Annotated in this window: 18 protein-coding genes; 5 read left to right on the top strand and 13 right to left on the bottom strand. The window is 64.0% G+C overall.

Going from position 1 to position 19,904, the window contains the following annotated elements; translation table 11 throughout:
* Nucleotides 1-65 precede the first annotated feature (65 nt).
* A complete protein-coding gene (ilvD, locus tag OCX61_RS01305) occupies nucleotides 66-1,907 on the bottom strand; it encodes a dihydroxy-acid dehydratase (protein WP_054885517.1) in 1,842 nt (613 codons plus the stop codon).
* A 479-nt stretch (nucleotides 1,908-2,386) separates the two neighbouring features.
* Here ilvD and OCX61_RS01310 point away from each other — a divergent pair, with 479 nt between their 5' ends.
* Complete coding sequence (locus tag OCX61_RS01310) at nucleotides 2,387-3,061, top strand: magnesium transporter (RefSeq protein WP_261942294.1); 675 nt, start codon at nucleotides 2,387-2,389, stop codon at nucleotides 3,059-3,061.
* A 38-nt stretch (nucleotides 3,062-3,099) separates the two neighbouring features.
* Here the strand turns inward: OCX61_RS01310 and OCX61_RS01315 are convergent, their stop codons facing one another.
* Nucleotides 3,100-4,296, bottom strand: coding sequence for a class I SAM-dependent rRNA methyltransferase (locus OCX61_RS01315; RefSeq protein WP_261942295.1), 1,197 nt, complete (start codon nucleotides 4,294-4,296; stop codon nucleotides 3,100-3,102).
* Nucleotides 4,297-4,720: 424 nt separating this feature from the next.
* Here OCX61_RS01315 and OCX61_RS01320 point away from each other — a divergent pair, with 424 nt between their 5' ends.
* Both OCX61_RS01320 and mutM read left to right on the top strand, forming a co-directional pair.
* Nucleotides 4,721-5,539, top strand: a complete 819-nt coding sequence (locus OCX61_RS01320; protein WP_261944253.1) for an HDOD domain-containing protein — start codon at nucleotides 4,721-4,723, stop codon at nucleotides 5,537-5,539.
* 3 nt (nucleotides 5,540-5,542) lie between these two features.
* Entirely contained in the window at nucleotides 5,543-6,355 is an 813-nt protein-coding gene (gene mutM, locus OCX61_RS01325) for a bifunctional DNA-formamidopyrimidine glycosylase/DNA-(apurinic or apyrimidinic site) lyase (protein WP_261942296.1), read from the top strand.
* Between the two features lie 117 nt (nucleotides 6,356-6,472).
* Here mutM and OCX61_RS01330 read toward each other — a convergent pair whose 3' ends face one another.
* The 5 genes from OCX61_RS01330 to OCX61_RS01350 all read right to left on the bottom strand — a co-directional run bounded on the left by OCX61_RS01330 (nucleotide 6,473) and on the right by OCX61_RS01350 (nucleotide 10,955).
* The gene (locus OCX61_RS01330) at nucleotides 6,473-6,724 is read right to left on the bottom strand and encodes a YfhL family 4Fe-4S dicluster ferredoxin (protein ID WP_008095804.1); all 252 of its coding nucleotides are present in this window, start codon (nucleotides 6,722-6,724) and stop codon (nucleotides 6,473-6,475) included.
* A gap of 108 nt (nucleotides 6,725-6,832) precedes the next feature.
* Nucleotides 6,833-7,312 carry a pantetheine-phosphate adenylyltransferase gene (gene coaD / locus OCX61_RS01335; RefSeq protein WP_014861498.1) on the bottom strand — a complete coding sequence of 160 codons (480 nt, stop codon included), beginning with the start codon at nucleotides 7,310-7,312 and terminating at the stop codon, nucleotides 6,833-6,835.
* Between the two features lie 111 nt (nucleotides 7,313-7,423).
* Nucleotides 7,424-9,022, bottom strand: coding sequence for a GMC family oxidoreductase (locus OCX61_RS01340; protein ID WP_261942297.1), 1,599 nt, complete (start codon nucleotides 9,020-9,022; stop codon nucleotides 7,424-7,426).
* A gap of 17 nt (nucleotides 9,023-9,039) precedes the next feature.
* Nucleotides 9,040-9,525: a twin-arginine translocation pathway signal protein gene (locus OCX61_RS01345; RefSeq protein ID WP_261942298.1), complete on the bottom strand. Its 486-nt coding sequence runs from the start codon at nucleotides 9,523-9,525 to the stop codon at nucleotides 9,040-9,042.
* Entirely contained in the window at nucleotides 9,525-10,955 is a 1,431-nt protein-coding gene (locus OCX61_RS01350) for a coniferyl aldehyde dehydrogenase (RefSeq protein WP_261942299.1), read from the bottom strand. Before OCX61_RS01350 ends, OCX61_RS01345 begins: the two co-directional genes overlap by 1 nt.
* Before the next feature lie 151 nt (nucleotides 10,956-11,106).
* Between OCX61_RS01350 and OCX61_RS01355 the strand changes: the two genes are divergently transcribed.
* Together OCX61_RS01355 and OCX61_RS01360 are read left to right on the top strand one after the other, a co-directional pair.
* Entirely contained in the window at nucleotides 11,107-11,772 is a 666-nt protein-coding gene (locus tag OCX61_RS01355; RefSeq protein WP_085677997.1) for a TetR/AcrR family transcriptional regulator, read from the top strand.
* Nucleotides 11,773-11,806: 34 nt separating this feature from the next.
* Nucleotides 11,807-12,661: a sulfurtransferase gene (locus tag OCX61_RS01360; RefSeq protein WP_261942300.1), complete on the top strand. Its 855-nt coding sequence runs from the start codon at nucleotides 11,807-11,809 to the stop codon at nucleotides 12,659-12,661.
* Here the strand turns inward: OCX61_RS01360 and OCX61_RS01365 are convergent, their stop codons facing one another.
* From OCX61_RS01365 to OCX61_RS01390, 6 genes are all read right to left on the bottom strand, one after another.
* Entirely contained in the window at nucleotides 12,662-13,654 is a 993-nt protein-coding gene (locus OCX61_RS01365) for a hydrolase (protein ID WP_261942301.1), read from the bottom strand.
* Nucleotides 13,655-13,714: 60 nt separating this feature from the next.
* Complete coding sequence (locus OCX61_RS01370; protein ID WP_261942302.1) at nucleotides 13,715-15,085, bottom strand: M16 family metallopeptidase; 1,371 nt, start codon at nucleotides 15,083-15,085, stop codon at nucleotides 13,715-13,717.
* Entirely contained in the window at nucleotides 15,078-16,379 is a 1,302-nt protein-coding gene (locus OCX61_RS01375) for a M16 family metallopeptidase (RefSeq protein WP_261942303.1), read from the bottom strand. The genes OCX61_RS01370 and OCX61_RS01375 overlap by 8 nt, the downstream gene beginning before the upstream one ends.
* Nucleotides 16,380-16,463: 84 nt before the next feature.
* Nucleotides 16,464-17,066 (bottom strand): 16S rRNA (guanine(966)-N(2))-methyltransferase RsmD, encoded by a 603-nt coding sequence (rsmD, locus tag OCX61_RS01380; RefSeq protein WP_261942304.1) that lies wholly within the window; start codon nucleotides 17,064-17,066, stop codon nucleotides 16,464-16,466.
* On the bottom strand, nucleotides 17,066-18,550 hold the full coding sequence (locus tag OCX61_RS01385) for a M16 family metallopeptidase (protein ID WP_261942305.1): 1,485 nt from the start codon (nucleotides 18,548-18,550) through the stop codon (nucleotides 17,066-17,068). The genes rsmD and OCX61_RS01385 overlap by 1 nt, the downstream gene beginning before the upstream one ends.
* A complete protein-coding gene (locus OCX61_RS01390) occupies nucleotides 18,543-19,898 on the bottom strand; it encodes a M16 family metallopeptidase (protein ID WP_261942306.1) in 1,356 nt (451 codons plus the stop codon). The genes OCX61_RS01385 and OCX61_RS01390 overlap by 8 nt, the downstream gene beginning before the upstream one ends.
* Nucleotides 19,899-19,904: the final 6 nt, after the last annotated feature.

Consider the following 19,904-nt stretch of genomic DNA (forward strand, 5'->3'; position numbering starts at 1 on the left):
GGCCGGTACAGGCATAAAAAAACCGGCGCCAAGGGCGCCGGTTCTTCGTTCACGCTTTCAGAGCCTCAAAGCCCTTCGAGCATCGCCTTGTTACGCACAGCACCCTTGTCGGCACTGGTCGCCAGCAGGGCGTAGGCCTTCAGCGCGGTGGTCACCTTGCGCGGGCGTACTTCCGCCGGTTTCCAGCCCTTCTTGTCCTGCTCGATGCGACGGTGGGCCAGCTCTTCGTCGCTGACCAGCAGGTTGATCGAACGGTTAGGGATGTCGATCAGTACCTTGTCGCCGTCGCGCACCAGGCCGATGGCGCCGCCAGCAGCGGCTTCCGGCGAAGCATGACCGATCGACAGGCCCGAGGTGCCGCCCGAGAAGCGACCGTCGGTGAGCAGGGCGCAGGCCTTGCCCAGGCCTTTGGACTTCAGGTACGAAGTCGGGTAGAGCATCTCTTGCATGCCCGGGCCGCCTTTCGGGCCTTCGTAACGGATGATCACGATGTCGCCGGCCTTCACTTCGTCGGCGAGGATGCCGCGCACGGCGCTGTCCTGGCTCTCGAAGATCTTCGCGGTGCCTTCGAACACGTGGATCGACTCGTCGACGCCGGCGGTCTTCACCACGCAGCCGTCCAGGGCGATGTTGCCGTACAGCACGGCCAGGCCACCTTCTTGCGAATAGGCGTGCTCGAAGCTGCGGATACAGCCGTTTTCACGGTCGTCGTCGAGGGTTTCCCAGCGGGTCGACTGGCTGAACGCGGTCTGGGTCGGGATGCCGGCCGGACCTGCCTTGAAGAAGGTGTGCACGGCTTCGTCATCGGTCTGGGTGATGTCCCACTTGGCGATGGCTTCTTCCATGCTGCGGCTGTGCACGGTCGGCAGGTCGGTGTGCAGCAGGCCGCCACGGGCCAGCGAGCCGAGGATGCTGAAGATGCCGCCGGCGCGGTGCACGTCTTCCATGTGGTACTTCTGGATGTTCGGCGCCACCTTGCACAGCTGCGGCACCTTGCGCGACAGGCGATCGATGTCGCGCAGGTCGAACTCGACTTCACCTTCCTGGGCTGCAGCCAGCAGGTGCAGGATGGTGTTGGTCGAACCGCCCATGGCGATGTCGAGCATCATGGCGTTTTCGAACGCCTTGAAGTTGGCGATGCTGCGCGGCAGCACCGACTCGTCGTTTTCCTGGTAGTAGCGCTTGCACAGTTCGACGATGGTGCGGCCAGCGGTGAGGAACAGCTGCTCGCGGTCGGCGTGGGTGGCCAGGGTCGAACCGTTGCCTGGCAGGGCGAGGCCCAAGGCTTCGGTCAGGCAGTTCATCGAGTTGGCAGTGAACATGCCGGAGCACGAACCGCAGGTCGGGCAGGCGCTGCGCTCGTACTCGGCGACCTTCTCGTCGGAGGCCGTGGAGTCAGCGGCGATGACCATGGCGTCGACCAGGTCCAGGCCGTGGCTGGCCAGTTTGGTCTTGCCGGCTTCCATCGGGCCGCCGGAAACGAAGATCACCGGGATGTTCAGGCGCAGGGCAGCCATCAGCATGCCGGGGGTGATCTTGTCGCAGTTGGAGATGCAGACGATGGCATCGGCGCAGTGGGCGTTGACCATGTACTCGACGGCGTCGGCGATGATCTCGCGGCTTGGCAGCGAGTACAGCATGCCGTCGTGGCCCATGGCGATACCGTCGTCGACCGCGATGGTGTTGAATTCCTTGGCCACGCCACCGGCGCGTTCGATTTCGCGGGCGACCAGCTGGCCCAGGTCCTTCAGGTGCACGTGGCCCGGGACGAACTGGGTGAACGAGTTGGCGATGGCGATGATCGGTTTCTTGAAGTCTTCGTCCTTCATCCCGGTGGCGCGCCACAGGGCGCGTGCGCCGGCCATGTTGCGGCCTTGGGTGGAAGTCTTGGAACGATAATCAGGCATGAAACACTCCTGGCGGCTTAATCAGGTCACAAAAAGGGGAGTGAGCTTCTCTTGTCCTTTGTACCGCAGGCCGGTTGCCACTGGCACGGATGGGGCCGAAGACCGCGCGGGATCGCCGCGTGCTTGGCCAGAGCTCATAAACCCGCCGGGGATGACTGGCGATGAATAGGCCGATTCTACACCGCTGGCGCGGCGAGGGAATGAAGATGTGCCTGGACGGTGGTTTGAGAGTGATTCCCGGCTGCTTGTAGGACGCCTCTGAAATGCTGCCTGCGGGGCAGACCCTGCCAGCCGCGCTGGTTATCATCCTGCGCGCCGCATGTGCGGCTTCACGAGAAATCACCTCAATGGACCTTCCCAGTTTCAGTTCACCACGAACTTGTAAATTGGCACTGAGCGCGCTGTCGCCTGGGCTTGCGAAGGCTTGAACCCCTGAGTTCGAGGTTTGCGGGTGCCTGCGTCGGCGCCTGGAGACCTGTATGTACTCTGTCTGCGCAAACTGCATTCGCTGTAAAGAACCACTGTCGCGTGACCAGAACAGCGAAGCGCTGGACAAGCTTCGCCAGGAGGCGACCGAAGACTTCCACAAAGGCGCATCGATCACCAATCACGTCGGCAACCTGCGCAATGCCACTGTCGGTCTGCTTTACCGCAAGCGAGTGCTGTGGCTGGTGCTGCTGGTGTTCGGCAACCTGTTTTCCGGCGCCGGCATCGCCGCCTTTGAAGAAACCATCGCCGCGCATATCGTGCTGGTGTTCTTCCTGCCTCTGTTGGTGGACAGCGGGGGGAATGCCGGGGCGCAGTCGGCCACCTTGATGGTGCGGGCGCTGGCGACGGGAGAGGTGGTCATGCGTGACTGGATGCGCATGCTGGGCCGCGAATGCGGGGTGGCGTTGGCGCTCGGCGGCACCATGGCCCTGGCGGTGGCATCGCTGGGCGCATTGCGAGGTGGCGCGGACGTTGCCTTGATCGTAGCCAGTAGCATGCTGGTGATCGTGTTGGTCGGCAGCCTGATCGGCATGAGCCTGCCGTTCCTGTTCACACGTCTGAAGCTCGACCCGGCGACTGCCAGTGGTCCGCTGGTGACTTCGATCGCCGATGCGGCGGGGGTGCTGGTGTACTTCGGGATCGCGTCGCAGGTGCTGGAAATCTGATACCGGCCTGGGGCGCATTGCGCCCCAGGCCGCGCGGGTCAGCTGTTTGGCAGCAACCGGCAGGTGATGCTCTTGATGTAGCGGGTTTCGGCAATGGCCGGGTGCACGGGGTGGTCCGGACCTTGGCCGCCGCGCTCCAGCAATTGCAAGTTGCGGTCAAGGTGGCGAGCGCTGGTCAGCAGGATGTTCTGCAGATCGTCCTCGGGCAGGTGCATCGAGCACGAGGCGCTGACCAGGATGCCGTCCTTGGTCAGCATGCGCATGGCCTGTTCATTGAGGCGGCGGTAGGCCGCTTCGCCGTTTTTCAGGTCCTTCTTGCGCTTGATGAAGGCGGGTGGGTCGGCAATGATCACGTCGAAGCGCTCTTCGGCGGCCTTCAGCTCGCGCAGGGCCTCGAACACGTCGCCCTCGATGCAGGTCAGCTTCTCGCTGATACCGTTCAGTGCGGCGTTACGCTCGACACCATCCAGGGCAAAGCCCGAAGCATCCACGCAGAATACTTCGCTGGCGCCGAACGCGCCGGCCTGCACGCCCCAGCCACCGATGTAGCTGAACAGGTCGAGCACGCGCTTGCCTTTGACGTAGGGGGCCAGGCGCGCGCGGTTCATGCGGTGGTCATAGAACCAGCCGGTCTTCTGGCCTTCGCGTACCGGGGCCTCGAACTTGACGCCGTTCTCTTCCAGCGGGACCCAGTCCGGCACTTCGCCGTAGACGGTTTCGACATAGCGCTGCAGGCCTTCGGCGTCGCGGGCGGCGGAGTCGTTCTTGAACAGGATGCCGCTGGGCTTGAGCACCTGAATCAGGGCGGCGATCACGTCATCCTTGTGCGCTTCCATGGTGGCCGAGGCCAGTTGCACCACGAGGATGTCGTAGAAACGATCGACTACCAGGCCCGGCAGCAGGTCGGAATCGCCGTACACCAGGCGGTAGCACGGTTGGTCGAACAGGCGCTCGCGCAGGGACAGGGCGACGTTCAGGCGGTGTACCAGCAACGACTTGTCCAGCGGCAGCTTGATGTCACGCGACAACAGGCGGGCGCAGATCAGGTTGTTCGGGCTCAGTGCGACGATGCCCAGCGGCTTGCCGTTGGCAGCTTCGAGTACTGCCTGCTGACCGGCCTGGAAGCCTTGCAGCGGGGTCGCGGAAACGTCGACTTCGTTGCTGTAGACCCACAGGTGGCCGGCGCGCAGGCGGCGGTCGGCATTGGCTTTGAGGCGAAGGCTGGGCAGGGACATGACGTCGCTCCGGAAAAAAGAGCGGGAGTATAGCGTGTCTGCCTTGTTTTCGCCTTTAGAGGGTTGGCGCCTGGGAGATCGAGCGCCGCCCGCGCGGCGCATCGCGAGCTTCGCTCGCTCCTACGTTTTTTTCAGGCCAGTATTGCCTGGGTCATCGCACGCGACCGCCCTGTTTGTTCGGCGCGAAATCGCGTCATGCGCCAAGGCGTACGCGCGCAAATACCTCAGGACCAATTGGCCTGAAACAAACGTAGGAGCGAGCGAAGCTCGCGATGCGCCGCGTGGGCGGCGCTCGATCTCCCAGGCGCTGCATCTGTCACGGCGGGCACTTAGAGGGTTAATATCGCTCGTCCTAAACGAGTAAGTACGTATGTCCCAAGAACTCAGCGCCGAACAGATCCAGCAAGCCTTGCAAGGCATTACCATTCCGCCGCAACCGCAGATCATGGTCGATCTGCAGTTCGAGCAGTACATGCCTGACCCGGACCTGGAAACCATCGCCAAGCTGATTTCCCAGGACCCTGGCCTGGCCGGTGCCTTGCTCAAGCTGGTCAACTCGCCGCACTTCGGCCTTTCGAACAAGATCGGCTCGATCCAGCGTGCGGTGAACCTGCTGGGCAGCCGTTCGATCATCAACCTGATCAACGCGCAGTCGATCAAGGGCGAGATGAGCGACGAGACCATCGTCACCCTCAACCGCTTCTGGGATACCGCCCAGGACGTGGCCATGACCTGTCTGACCCTGGCCAAGCGCACCGGCATCCAGGCTGCCGACGAGGCCTACACACTCGGCCTGTTCCACGACTGCGGCGTACCGCTGATGCTCAAGCGCTTCCCCGAGTACATGCAGGTGCTTGAAGACGCCTATGCCAAGGCCACTGAGGAAACGCGCGTGGTCGATACCGAGAACCGTGCCTTCAACACCAACCATTCTGTGGTTGGCTACTTCACGGCCAAGTCCTGGCGCCTGCCGGAGCACATCAGCGCGGCCATCGCCAATCACCATAACGCCCTGGCAGTCTTCCGCGAAGACTCGTCGCGTAATACCCAGAGCCAGTTGAAGAACCTGCTGGCCGTGCTCAAGATGGCCGAGCACATCTGCGCCTCGTACCGCGTGCTGGGCAACCAGAGCGTCGACCATGAGTGGAATGCGGTCGGCCCGCTGGTGCTGGACTATATCGGTTTGTCGGAGTACGACTTCGAAACCCTGAAACAGAACATTCGCGAGCTGGGCGGGCACTGATCCATGCCGGAACTACCTGAAGTCGAAACCACCCGGCGCGGGATTGCCCCCCATCTGGTAGGCCAGCGCGTCAGCCGCGTGGTGGTGCGAGACCGGCGCCTGCGCTGGCCTGTCCCCGAGGACCTCGACGTGCGCCTGTCCGGGCAGCGCATCCTCAGCGTCGAGCGGCGGGCCAAGTACCTGTTGATCAATGCCGAGGTGGGTACCTTGATCAGCCACCTGGGCATGTCGGGCAACCTGCGCCTGGTGGAGCTGGGCTTGCCAGCGGCCAAGCACGAACATGTCGACATCGAACTGGAGTCGGGGCTGATGCTGCGTTACACCGACCCGCGACGCTTCGGTGCCATGCTCTGGAGCCTCGACCCGTTCAACCACGAGTTGTTGTTGCGCCTGGGGCCAGAGCCGTTGACCGATCTGTTTGACGGCGAGCGCCTGTTCCAGCTGTCGCGCGGGCGTTCGATGGCGGTCAAACCCTTCATCATGGACAACGCCGTGGTGGTAGGGGTGGGCAACATCTACGCGACCGAGGCGCTGTTTGCCGCCGGAATCGACCCGCGCCGCGAGGCGGGTGGGATTTCCCGGGCGCGTTATCTGAAGCTGGCGATCGAAATCAAACGGGTGCTGGCGGCGGCCATCGAGCAGGGCGGCACGACCTTGCGCGACTTCATCGGTGGCGACGGGCAGCCGGGCTACTTCCAGCAGGAATTGTTCGTCTACGGGCGGGGCGGGGAACCGTGCAAGCTGTGTGGCACGGCCCTGCGCGAGGTCAAGCTGGGGCAACGGGCCAGCGTGTTCTGCCCGCGCTGCCAGCGCTGAAGCCTGGGGCCGCTGTGCGGCCCGCCCCACAGGTATTGCAATGCCCGTGGGGCCTGCGCTGTACCTGTGGGAGCGGGTTTACCCGCGAACAAGGGCGAAGCCTTTGCCAGGCAGCGATCAGGCCTTGCCGGTGATCCGGCGATACTTGGCCATCAGTTCGTCTTCGGTCTCCGGGTGCGCTTCATCCAGCGGGATGCAGTCGACCGGGCAGACCTGCTGACACTGCGGCTCGTCGTAGTGACCGACGCATTGGGTGCACAGGTTCGGGTCGATCACGTAGATCTCTTCGCCTTGGGAGATGGCCTCGTTCGGGCACTCGGGTTCGCAGACGTCGCAGTTGATGCAATCGTCGGTGATGATCAGGGACATGGGGACTCCGGCCGGGGCGCATCGCCCGGGCATGTTCAACGCTTTGGGCACAATTGTGCCGCATTCGCGCCCGCAGTGCACGCGGGCGCGATGATCAGGCGTGCAAGGTTACTTCTTGAAGCGTTCGGTCAGCGCCTCGGCCACCACCGGGTGGACGAACTTGCTGATATCTCCGCCCAATGCGGCTATTTCCCGTACCAGCGTCGAGGAAATGAACGAATAGCGCTCCGATGGCGTGAGGAACAGGCTCTCGACGTCGGGTGCCAGTTGCCGGTTCATGTTCGCCAGCTGGAACTCGTATTCGAAGTCCGACACTGCGCGCAGGCCACGCAGGAACACGTTCGCACCCTGTTCCTTGGCGAAGTGCGCCAGCAGCGAGGAGAAGCCGATGACTTCGACATTGGGCAGGTGCTTGGTGACCTCACGGGCAAGCTCGACCCGTTGTTCCAGCGGGAACAGGGGGTTTTTCTTCGGGCTGGCCGCCACCGCGATGATCACGTGGTCGAACAGGCGCGAAGCGCGCTCGACCAGGTCGCCATGGCCTTTGGTAATGGGGTCGAAAGTACCCGGGTACAACACTCGGTTCATCGCGTCATCCTGGCTGGAGTGCGTTGGGGAGTCGGATGGTAGCGCAGCGATTGCGCCCGGCCAAGTCATGCGGCCGGCTGATGGCACTATAGACAGGGCGTGTATTCGTTGTCATGCACTCTGTGCCAGGCGGGCGGCCAAGGCTTCGCTGAGCATGGCGCTGATGGCATAGACCGACAGCTGCGGGTTGGCGCCGATGCTGGTGGGGAACAGCGAACCGTCATGAACCGACAGGTTTGCCAGCTGATGGTGACGACCGAGGCTGTCGCACACCGCCTGGCGCGGGTCGTCACCCATTGTGCAGCCCCCCATGACATGGGCGCTGCCCAGCCGGGTGCGAAATGGCTCCAGGCGCAAGCCGTCGATCATGCGTCGGGCCTGATCAAGGTTGGCAGCGGCGCTGGCGTCACTGTGTACCGGGGTGACCTGCGCCGCGCCCGCAGCGAGCTGGATCTGCGCCATGCTGTGGAAGGCGCGGCGCAGGCCGTCGCGCAGGTAGTCGGTGACCGGATAATCCAGCACCGGCGAGCCGTCACCGCGCAACTCTACCGTGCCACCGGTGCTTTCGGGGTGAAAACCGTCCCGCAGCAACGCCAGCATCACGTGGGTGTGGGGGAGTTCGGCCATGCGCCTTGCATTTTCGCTGCCATGGCCACCGAGCAGGGTGCTGGCCAGTGCCGGATGCAAGGGCGGCACCTCCAGCTTGTAGCCCACCGGCCCATCGACGCCGCCCTGCCACTGGAAGTGGTCGCTGTAGATCGATTGCGGAGCACCGTAGTAAGGGTCGATACGCGCGTCGAAGCGCGCAGCGCTGAAGTTGACCAGGTGCAGGAAGGTCCGTTTGCCCAGCCGCCCATGCGGGTCGGGGGCCTTGGAGCGCAGCAGCAGGGCCGGGCTGTTGATACCGCCACCGGCGACGATGTAGTGACGGGCGCGCACGCTGATCTGCCGGCCTGTGGGGTGGATGCCTTGCGCATCCAGGGCCTGGCATTGCAGCCGGGCGATGCGCTCGCCGTTGTGCTCGAAGCGTTCCGCGCGGGCGAGGTACAGCAGCTCGCCGCCATTCTCCAGGGTCGCCGGTATGCGCGTGACCAGCATTGACTGCTTGGCGTTGACCGGGCAGCCCATGCCGCAGTAGCCGAGGTTCCAGCAACCGCGCACATTGCGCGGGATTACCGCCCAGCGGTAGCCGAGCGTTTCACAGCCGCGCCGCAGTACGTCGTTGTTGGCGTTCGCAGGCATTGCCCAGGGTGTGATACCCAGATCGTGCTCGATACGCTCGAACCAGGGCTGTAATTGTGCTTCCCCCAGCCCGCTGACGCCATGCTCCGTTGCCCAGTGCGCCAGGGTTGGCGGTGGTGTGCGAAAGCTCGATGTCCAGTTGATCAGGGTGGTTCCGCCCACGGCGCGGCCTTGCAGAATGGTGATGGCGCCGTCCTTGCTCATGCGCCCCAGGCCTTCCTGGTAGAGGCTGGCGTAGGCCTCGTTTTCCAGCAGATGGAAGTCGCTGCTGGTCTTCAGCGGACCTTCCTCGATCAGCAGCACCTTGTAGCCTGCTGCGCTGAGCATCTGCGCGCTGGTGGCGCCACCAGCACCGCTGCCGATCACGGCGATATCGGCCTCCAGCGTCAGGTCCTGCTCCAGGCGTGAGCCGTCATGGGTGATCCAGCCACGTTCGAGGCCTTGGCGAAACGGGTCGGTTACAGGCATTGAGGAGGCTCTTGTTGTCAGATCTTGGGTGGGCCGGGGTAGCCGCAGGCGGCCCAGGCTTCCGGGCGCTCGTACCAGGCCATTTGCAACAGTTGCAGCAGTGAGGCATGCCCCATGCGCAGCAGGTTCAGCGAGCTGTCCTGCCAACGTTGCAGAAATGCCGTGACCTGCGCGTCGCTTGCCTGTTCCCAGGCCCCCCAGATCCCGGTCAGCGGGCCGCGGGTCAGCGGCAGATTGAGTACATCGAACAATTGCCGGGTGAGCTTGAGCATTTCTGGCGATAGCGCAGCCAGCTTGTGATCGAGGCTTTGCAGCACCTTTTCGTCACTCGCTGCGGTGCCCGCGAGCACCACCGGAATCAGCGCAAGCAGGGCTGGCAGGTCATCGTCACGCAGCACCTGGTAACCGGCCGCGGGCGTTTGCGCGCTGCAGCCGACCAGGCTGGCGGTGCTCAGGAAAAGGCTGGCGCCGAAACTGAAGCGCAACAGGTCGCGGCGCTGCATCAGCGGATGAACAGCTTGTAGACCAGTCGCTGCAAGGCCTTGCCATAGGGCGGGTAGATCAGCCGCGCAGCATTCAGGCGCTGCTTGGCCAATACCGCCTTGGCCTTGCTGAAGGTCTGGAAGCCTTCGTGGCCATGGTAATGCCCCATGCCTGAGGGGCCGACCCCGCCGAACGGCAAGTCGTCCTGGGCCACGTGCAGCAAGGTATCGTTCAGGCACACGCCGCCGGAGTGGCTGTGCTGCAGCACATGCTGCTGCTCGCTACGGTCGTAGCCGAAGTAGTACAGCGCCAGTGGGCGTGGGCGCTGATTGATGTAGGCCAGGGCATCGTCGAGGTGGTCGTAGGGCACCAGCGGCAGCAGCGGGCCGAAGATCTCGTCCTGCATCACCTGCATGCTGTCGTTGACCCTGATCAGCAGGTGCGGCGGCAGGCGTCGGCCCTGGCGCGTCTCGTCGGCATACAGGTCAAGCACCTGGGCGCCCTTGCCACGGGCATCGTCCAGCAGGTGCTGCAGGCGCTGCAACTGCCGTGGGTTGATGATGGCGCTGTAGTCGGGGTTGTCGGCGATGCGTGGGTACATGCGCTTGACGACGTGACGGTAGGCATCGGCGAAGTCGTTCAGGCGCTCGCGCGGTACCAGCACGTAGTCGGGGGCGACGCAGGTCTGGCCGGCATTGAGGGTCTTGCCGAAGGCGATGCGCTCGGCAGCTGCGTCCAGCGGTACGTTGGCCGAGACAATGGCGGGCGACTTGCCGCCCAGCTCCAGGGTCACCGGGGTCAGGTTTTGCGCGGCGGCCAACATGACCTGGCGGCCGATGCTGGTAGCGCCGGTGAACAGCAGGTGGTCGAAGGGCAGGCGGGCGAACGCCTGGCCGACCTCGACCTCGCCCAGTACCACGCTGACCAGGTCTTCGGGGAATACTCGTTCAAGGAGTGCTTTGAGGGCTGCGCCGCTGGCCGGCGTAGCTTCGCTCAGCTTTAACATGACCCGGTTGCCGGCGGCCAGGGCGCCGGTGAGCGGGCCGATGGCGAGAAACAGCGGGTAGTTCCACGGCACGATGATGCCCACCACGCCCAGCGGCTGGTACAGCACGCGAGCGCTGGCCGGCTGGAAGGCCAGGCCCACGGCGCGTCGGGCCGGGCGCATCCAGCGCTGCAGGTGGCGTTCGGCATGGCGAATGCCTTGCACCGAAGGTAGCAGCTCGGCCAGCAGCGTTTCGTCGGCACTGCGGCCGCTGAAGTCGGCATCGATGGCTTCGATCAGTGCTTGCTGGTCCGCCAGCAAGGCCTCGCGCAGGCTTTTCAGCCACTGCCGCCGCTGTGCTGCCGGTGGCATGGGGTTGCCGGCAAAGGCCTGGCGCTGGGCGGCGAACGTCGCTTCCAGGTCGTTGTCGGAATGCACAGGAGGCAAGGCGATGGGCGAGGTCACGGTGGTCTCCCGTCTGGGCTCGAAGTCCCTAGAGCCTATACTCTAATTCGTACCATGGTGCGACTTTTTTCACCGGCGCAAACGGTGCATCAGCGGCATGATTGAACGTATCATGGCCCATTATCGAAAGCCCGCAGACTGGGAGCTGAACATGGCCCCGCGCATGAAGACCCGAGAGCGCATCGTGCAGAACAGCCTGGAGCTGTTCAACCAGCAGGGCGAACGCAGCGTCAGTACCAACCACATTGCCGCGCACATGGAAATCTCGCCCGGCAACCTCTACTACCACTTCCCCAACAAGCAGGCGATCATCGCCCTGTTGTTCAGCCAGTACGAAGAGCTGGTGGACAGCTTCCTGCGCCCGCCGCAGGGCCGCAGGGCCACGGTCGAGGACAAGCGCTTCTACCTCAAGGCGCTGCTCGCGGCGATGTGGAACTACCGCTTCCTGCACCGTGACCTGGAACACCTGCTGGAAAGCGATCCCGAACTGGCCGCCCGCTACCGGCGCTTTTCCGAGCGCTGCCTGCGCCAGGGCCAGGCGATATACCGTGGCTTCGTCGATGCCGGGATTCTGGCCATGGAAGCTGCGCAGATCGAATCGCTGACCATCAATGCCTGGATCGTGCTGACCTCGTGGGTACGCTTTCTCAGCACTACGCGGGAACATTCCGCGCATCTGGGTGAAGAAGCCTTCAAGCGTGGCGTCTATCAGGTGCTGGTTCTGGAGCTCGGTTTCGTCACCCTTGACGCCCGCAGCGCCGTGGACGCTCTGTGCCAGGAATTCCACGTTCCCTTCAATCAGGCCCTGGAACAGTAGCCAGGGCCTTCGTGCCATCGATCAGGAGATTGTCATGCCCCTTGCGCAATTGATCACCCCGCAACAGCTGGCCGAGCGTCTGGACTCGCCCAAGCTGGTGATCCTGGATTGTCGTTTTGCCCTGGAGGATGTGGATTACGGCCAGCGCAGTTATGCCGAAGGGCATATCGCCGGCGCGCATTTTGCCGATCTGGAGCGTGACTTGAGCGGGCCGGTCAGCAAGGGGCGCACCGGCCGCCACCCGCTGCCGGACCCGCACCGGCTGGTCGAGCGCCTGCGCGAGTGGGGCCTGGACAACGACAGCGAAGTGGTGCTCTACGACGATGGTCCCGGCGCTTTTGCCGCCCGGGCCTGGTGGTTGCTGGTCTGGCTGGGCAAGCGCAGCAACGTGGCGATTCTCGATGGTGGCCTCAAGGCCTGGCATGCGGCGCATCTGCCGCTGAGCCTGGATGCGCCAGCCAAGCGCGAGGGGACGTTCAGCGGTGAGCCGGATGCCAAGCTGCTGATCGACGCCGAGCACCTGGCCAAGCGCCTGGGTAGCCCTGACCTGACCCTGATCGATGCCCGTGCGTTGCCGCGCTTTCGCGGGGAGGTGGAGCCGATCGACCCGATTGCCGGGCACATTCCGGGTGCCCGGTGCGTGGCCTTCAACGAAAATCTCGGTGCCGATGGGCGCTTCCTGGCGCCGGAGCAGCTCAAGCAACGTTTCGCCGAGAAGCTGGCAGGGCGCTCGCCAGAGCAACTGGTGGCCTACTGCGGGTCAGGCGTGACGGCCTGCCATAACCTGTTTTCCCTGGCGCTGGCAGGGTATCCGTTGGGCAAGTTGTATGCCGGGTCGTGGAGCGAGTGGATCAATGATCCCAAGCATGGCGTGGCGACTGGCGAATAATCACTGACCGTCGACAAGCCACTGCGGAATCCGCCGCTCCAGGTAATAGCCCGGATTCCGCAGGCTGCCGTCGACAAATCCGACATGCCCACCCCGCTCATGCAACTCGAACTGTGTTTGCGGCGCCAGTTCACTGGCCGCGGGCAGGCTGTGGTTGAACACGAAGGGGTCATCGATGGAATGGATGATCAACGTCGGCGTGCGGTTTTCCCCCAGATAGAACCGGCTAGATGCGCGTCGATAATAATCATGGGCATCGTTGAAACCGTTGAGCGGTGCAGTGACCTTGCCGTCGAAATCCCAGAACGTCTTCAACCGGCCCAATGGCCCCAGCCGGTCGAGCACGGCCAGGCCCTCGTGGTGCCCGCGGTCGCGGAAGTGCCGTTGTTTCACCTGCACATAGGCCATCATCTCGCGCATGAAATGCGCCTGGTACACCTTGGAAAAGCCCTGGCCGATGCGGTCGGCGCACTGATCCAGGCGAAACGGCACCGAGACTGCCACGGCCGCTTGCAGCTGGCTGGCAGAACCACTTTCCCCCAGGTATTTGAGCAGCACATTGCCGCCCAGTGAATAGCCGACGGCATACAACGGAGCCAGTGGGCGTTGGGCATGCAGGTGTGCGACCACTTCGGCGAGGTCTTCGCTGGCGCCGGAATGGTAGCTGCGCGGCAGCAGGTTCGGCTCGCCCGAACAGCCACGCCAGTTCACTGCCACGCTGGCCCAGCCGCGAGCTTGCAGCGATTGTTGCAAGCCTTTGACATAAGGCGAATGGGACGAGCCGGTCAGGCCGTGCAGGACCAGCACCAGCGGCGCATCCGGGCTATGCGGCCCATGCCAGTCGAGGTCGAGAAAATCGCCATCGGCCAGCCACAGGCGTTCGCGGCTTCGTTCCAGCTCCGGCAGCTTGCGCCACAGTGGCCCCCACAGGGTTTGCAGGTGAGGGTTGGACAGGCCGATGGCCGGGCGGAACGTGGCGGTGAGACTGGGCATGCTGGGCGACTCTTGATATGCCTGCGTAGAGTGCCATGAAACCCCGCCGCTGTACCTGAGCTATTGGTCGGGGGCTGGCAGAGGTTGTTGCTCGACGCTTGGGCCGACACTGACCTGTACGTTGTAGCTTAGGTCGAAATGGCGCTGCATGGCGGCGCGAACCTCTGCCGGGGTCAGTCGTTTGATGCGCTCGATGTAGGTGTTGAGATGATCGTCAGGTTGACGTTGATGGGTCAACTCCGTGAGCAGTGCTGCCAGGCGCTTGTTCTGAGCAACACCGCGCAGCAATTGCCCTTCCAGTTGTTTGCGTGCCACGTGCAATTCGGCCTGGGTCGGGCCTTGCTCGATGAAGTCGCGCAGCAGGGTCACTACCAGTTCCTGAGAGCCTTGCACATGTGCGGGCGCGACTTCCCATTCGACGCTGAGCAAGCCGCCTGCCCGTAGTGGCGATACGCGGGTGCGCACGCCGTAAGTGAGGCCACGCCGTTGGCGCAGTTCCACCATCAGGCGCGATTCGAGCCCTTCTCCCAGCACATCGCTGGCCAGCACCAGGGCGGGAAACTCTGAATCATTGGCGAGCACATTCAGGGGAAGTGCCACCAGGACAGCACTGCTTGCGCCAGGCTGTTCGACGTGCAGGTTCGCGCCGGTGGCGGCCGGGACCCTTGGCAGGTCTGCTGCCGACCAACCCTGCGGCAGAGCCTGGCTGATCTGGCGTGAGAGTGCCTGAGCTTCATCGAGGGTAAGGTCTCCGACCACGACCATCTCCAGGTTGCTGGCGGAATAGGCGCGTTGGTGGAATGCCCGCAAGTCGTCCGTGGTAACCGCCGCTACACCCTGTTCGGTGCTACCCAGCGGGCAGCCATAAGGATGGCCATTGAACAGGTGGCGGAAGGCTTCGCTACGCGCCCTCAATGTGGGGCGCCGATCGCGTGAAGCGTTGCTTTGCAGCAGTTGCTGCTTGATCTTGTGCAGCGCAGAGGAGAGGAACGCTGGGTGTGCCACGAGGTCGGTGAAAAGCGCCAGGGCCGGCTCTAGCACAGCGGGTGTACTCAGGCTACGCAGGCTCAGCGTCGCATGTTCCAGGCGTATCTGCTTTTCGATGATCGCTCCCAGGCGCTCGAGGTGTTCGGCCTGCTGGGCGGCCGTGTACTGCTGGCTGCCTTCATCGAGCATGTACAACGTCAAGGCTGCCAGGCCGGCGTGCACAGTGTCCTGAACAGTGCCGGCCTTGAACCTCAGTACTACATCGACAATCGGCAACCCGCGGGTTTCGACGAATTTCACGGCTGTACCTGCCTCCGTCGTCCAGGCTTGCACCTGCGTCTGGATGGATTCGAACTGATCCAGGTCGACCCCTTGGGCAGACAGCAGGCCACCGTAAAGGCTGGTGGTATCGGTGGGTTTTGGCGTCGGGGTCGAGTCATGCATGGGCGCTTTCCTTGTGGTGCATGAAAGTGATGGCGGCGCGGGAGTCGGTCAGGAACTCAAGGGCTACCTGGCCGACGTGTTCGGCTGTCACGGCTTCGATGGCTTGTCGCTCATCGTCCAGTGCAACGGGGTCCAGGCCACAGGCAGCCTGTTTGCCGATGGCCTGTGCTTGCTTGTCGATGTCGTCCCTTTCAAATACCTGGCTGGCCAGCAGGCGAGCCTTGGCACGTTGCAGGTCTTCCCGGGAGGGTGCCGACTGGCGAAATGCATCGATTTCCCGCATCAGCCTTTCGGCTGCGATCTCCGGCGTCACCTGCGGACTGCAAAATGCATAGAGAACCAGCAAGCTGTCACCGCGCTGCCAGGGTTCGTAGGCTGAGTTCAGGCTCCGCAAAACAGAGTCCTGCAGAACCAGCCGCCGTTGCAGGATGCTGCTCTGTCCGTTGGCAAGGAGTTCGGGCAGTAGCCGCAATGCGTAGGCTTGCTCGCCAGACCGGGCGGTACATTGGCTGGGCAGGTTGAAACTGAGAATCGTGCCTGTGTAAAGGCCTGGTAGGCGCAGTGTCTGATGGCGTCGAGCGTGCAGTGGTGGCGCGGAGGCTGTCTGCCGGGCTGGCAGGCGATTGGCCGCAATGCTTGCAAAGTGCCTGATTACCAGGGTTTGCAGCTGTGGCAGGGTGATGTCGCCGGCGACTGCCAGGGTGGCATTGTTTGGGTGGTACCAGCTCTGGTACCAGGTTCGGGCAGCAGCCGGGGTCAGGTGCTCAAGGTCAGCCTGGTAGCCAATGATTGGCGTGCCATAGCCGTCGCTGCCGTATGCCAGCAAGAGGTGATGTTCCAGCGCCAGTGACAAGGGGGCATTGTCGACTTGCTCTCGGCGCTCGGCCATGACCACATTCAGTTCGCGAGCAAATGGTGTGTCGCTGATCGTGGCGCTCGCCATGACGTCGGCCATGGCCTCCAGGGCAATCTCCAGCCGGCTGCCTGGCAGTGTCAGCGGAAAGACCGTGGCATCGGTGGCGGTGAAGGCATTCGGTTCGCCACCAAGGCGGGTCATGACAGCCGAATATTGGCCGCTTGCCAACTTGCTGCTGCTTTCGAACAGCAGATGTTCCAAGGCATGGGAAAGACCGGTATGGCCCGCAGGCTCGTAGCTCGAACCGACGTGATACCAAAGCTGCACACTGACCAGCGGTGCGCGATGGTCTTCGCGCAGGCAGATACGCAGGCCGTTCGGAAGGGTGAACGATTGTACGGTGCTGCCCTGGATGGGCGCAGAGGGGCGTTCGCTCATGGTTGAAGTGCTCCTGCAAGAACGTGGGAGCAGCTTCAACCATGCTGGCAGCGGGTTTGCGGTAACTAAGTACGGCTTACGGGATCAGCCCCGTTGCCAGAGCGCATAGTGCACCTGGCCGGTCTTTTTCTCGCGGTGCAGGCGCCAGTTGCCGGGCATCGGCAGCGTCGAGGGGGCTGCTTCGCTTTCGGTGTAGATCCACGCCTGTTCGCGCAACCACTGGTTCTGCTCCAGCAGGTTACAGGTGGTGGCCAGCAGGTCCTGGTGGAACGGCGGGTCGAGGAAGACCAGATCGAACTGCTGCTTGGCCGGGTTCTGCAGGTAGCGCAGGGCGTCGGACTGCAGGATCTGCCCGCGCGGGCAGCGCAGGATCTCGAGGTTGTTCTTCAGGTTGGCGATGGCCGCCGAGTTGCTGTCCAGTGCCACGGCATCCTCGGCACCACGGGACAGTGCTTCCAGCACCAGGGCACCGCTGCCGGTAAAGGCATCCAGCACCTGAGCACCCTCGATGTAGGGCGCCAGCCAGTTGAACACGGTTTCGCGCACACGGTCAGGGGTTGGGCGCAGGCCTTCGCCTTCTGGTACCGCCAGGCGGCGGCTGCGCCACTCGCCGGCGATGATGCGCAGGTGACCCTGGCCCTTGCTTTGGCCCTGCTGCGGGCGGGCGGGAGGGGTGGATCTAGGCATTAGTGCTCCGGTACGCCGAGCGGTTGCTCGGACGGTTTGTCAGTGGGGGCAGGCAGTGGCTTCTGTGGCACTTTCGGGCCAACGGTGACGATGACCAGCTTATCGGCTGCCAGGTGCTTGTTCATTGCCGTCTTGACCTGTTCGACGGTCAGCGCCTGGGACTGCTGCATGAAGTCTTCCAGCCAGGTCAGTGGCAGGTTGTAGAAACCGATGGCGCCCAGTTGGCCGACGATGCTGGCATTGCTGGCATTGGACAGCGGGAAGCTGCCGGCCAGTTCGCGTTTGGCGTCGTCCAGCTCTTGCTGGGTCGGGCCGCTCTTGAGGTAGTCGGCGAGGATGTCCTGCACCAGCGTGAGGGTCCCTTCGCTGAGTTCGGCACGGGTCTGCAGGTTGATCATGAACGGGCCACGCACCTGCATCGGGCTGAACACCGAGTACACGCCGTAGGTCAGGCCGCGCTTTTCGCGGACTTCGCTCATCAGGCGGGTGCCGAAGGCGCCGCCACCGAGGATCTGGTTGCCCAGCGACAGGGCCGGCCAGTCCGGGTCCTGGCGGTCGATACCGAGCTCGGCCAGCATCAGGTGAGTCTGCTTGCTCGGGAAGTCGATATGGGTGACGCCGGCCTTGGGTTCAACCGGCTGGGCCGGTTTGGCCAGCGCCGGGCCTTTGGGCAGGGCAGCGGACACTTGGGCGGCAACCGCTTCGGCTTCCTCGCGGCTGAGGTCGCCAACCAGGGCGATCACCGCGTTGCCAGCGGCATAGGCCTTGGCGTGGAAGGCACGCAGTTGCTCAAGGGTGATGCCTGGCACGCTCTCGGCGCTGCCATCGCTTGGCTGGGCGTAAGGGTGGTCGCCGTAGAGCTTGCTGAACAGGGCCTTGCCGGCGATCTTGCCGGGGTTCTGCTTCTCATACTCGAAACCGGCCAGCAGCTGGTTCTTGATGCGTTTCAGTGCGTCTTCGGGGAAGGTCGGCTTGCCGGTCACTTCGGCGAACAGCTTGAGCGCCGGCTCGCGTTTGTCCTTGGCGCTCAGGCTGCGCAACGAGGCCACGGCCATGTCGCGGTAGGACCCATTGCCGAAATCGGCGCCAAGGCCTTCGAAGCCTTCGGCGATGGCGGTCACGTCCTTGCCTGCCACGCCCTCGTTGAGCATGGCGTTGGTCAGGGTGGCCAGGCCTGGCGTGTTGCCGTCCTGGCTGCTGCCAGCGGCGAAGGTCACGCGCAGGTCGAACATCGGCAGCTCGCGGGCTTCGACGAACAGCACTCGGGCGCCTTCGGCGGTGGTCCAGTGCTGGATGTTCAGCTGGCGCCGGCTGGGTGCCTTGCCGTCCAGCTCGGCCAGCGATTGCAGGGTGTTGGCCGGGCGCGCGGCGCTGCTTTCGGCCTCGGAGTGGGCCGGGCGGGCGAGTACGGCGGCCACGGCCACCACCAGCGCGATGATGCCCGTGCCGATCAGGGTGTAGCGTGGTGCGCTGCGATCACTCATGAGCGGACTCCTCGGGCAGTACATGGGCAACGCTCAGGCGTTCGCGGGTGAAATAGGTGCGTGCAGCATTCTGCACGTCTTGCGGGGTGACGCGCTTGAGTTCGTCCAGCTCGCTGTCGATCAGCTTCCAGGACAGTCCGACCGTCTCCAGCTGGCCGATGGTGGTGGCCTGGCTGCTGATGGAGTCGCGGTCGTAGACCAGGCCAGCGATGACCTGGGCACGCACGCGCTCCAGTTCTTCGGCGCTGGGCGGAGTGGTCTTGAGCTCGTCGAGCAACTGCCAGACGCCTTTTTCAACGTCGGCCAGGGTCTTTTGCTTCTGCACGTTCGGCGTGGCCGAGATCAGGAACAGGCTGTCGCCACGGGTGAAGGCGTTGTAGCTGGACGAGGCGCCGGCCACCAGTTCCTGGCCACGTTCCAGGCGTGCCGGCATGCGCGCGCTGTAGCCGCCGTCGAGCAGGGCCGAGATCAGCCGCAGGGCATGCACGGTGCGCGGATCCTTGGCGGTTGCCAGGCTCGGGACGTTGAAACCGTAGATCAGGCTGGGCAACTGGGTGCGCACGTGCAGCGTCAGCAGGCGCTGGCCGGGCTCGGCGAGCTCCAGCGGCAGCTTGGCCGGTGGCACGGCCCGCTTGGGAATGCTGCCGAAGTACTTCTGCGCCAGACCTTTCACTTCATCGGCGGTGACATCGCCGACCACCACCAGGGTGGCGTTGTTCGGCGCGTACCAGGATTCGTACCAGTGGCGCAGTTCCTCGACCTTCATGCGCTCGAGGTCGGCCATCCAGCCGATGGTCGGGGTGTGATAGCCGCTGGCCGGGAAGGCCATGGCACGGAACAGCTCGAAAGCCTTGGCGCTTGGCTGGTCATCGGTACGCAGGCGGCGTTCTTCCTTGATCACCTCGATTTCGCGGGCGAATTCGTCGGCAGGCAGGCGCAAGCTCGCCAGGCGGTCGGCTTCCAGCTCCAGGGCCACCGGCAGGCGGTCGCGGGCCAGCACCTGGTAATAGGCGGTGTAATCGTCGCTGGTAAAGGCATTCTCTTCCGCGCCGAGGTCACGCAGGATGCGCGAGGCCTCACCGGGGCCGATCTTGGCGCTGCCCTTGAACATCATGTGCTCCAGGGCATGGGACAAGCCGGTCTGGCCTGGGGTCTCGTAGCTGGAACCGACCTTGTACCAGATCTGCGACACCACCACCGGGGCGCGATGGTCTTCGCGCACGACGACTTTCAGGCCGTTGTCGAGGATGAATTCGTGGGTGGGTTGCACGTCGGCGGCGAAAGCCGCGAGCGGCAGGCAGAGCGTGCTGAGCAACAGGCCAGCGGCGCGGCGGGCTAGAGCATTCATACGGTG

The organism is Pseudomonas sp. LRP2-20, from assembly GCF_024349685.1.
GTDB lineage: Bacteria > Pseudomonadota > Gammaproteobacteria > Pseudomonadales > Pseudomonadaceae > Aquipseudomonas.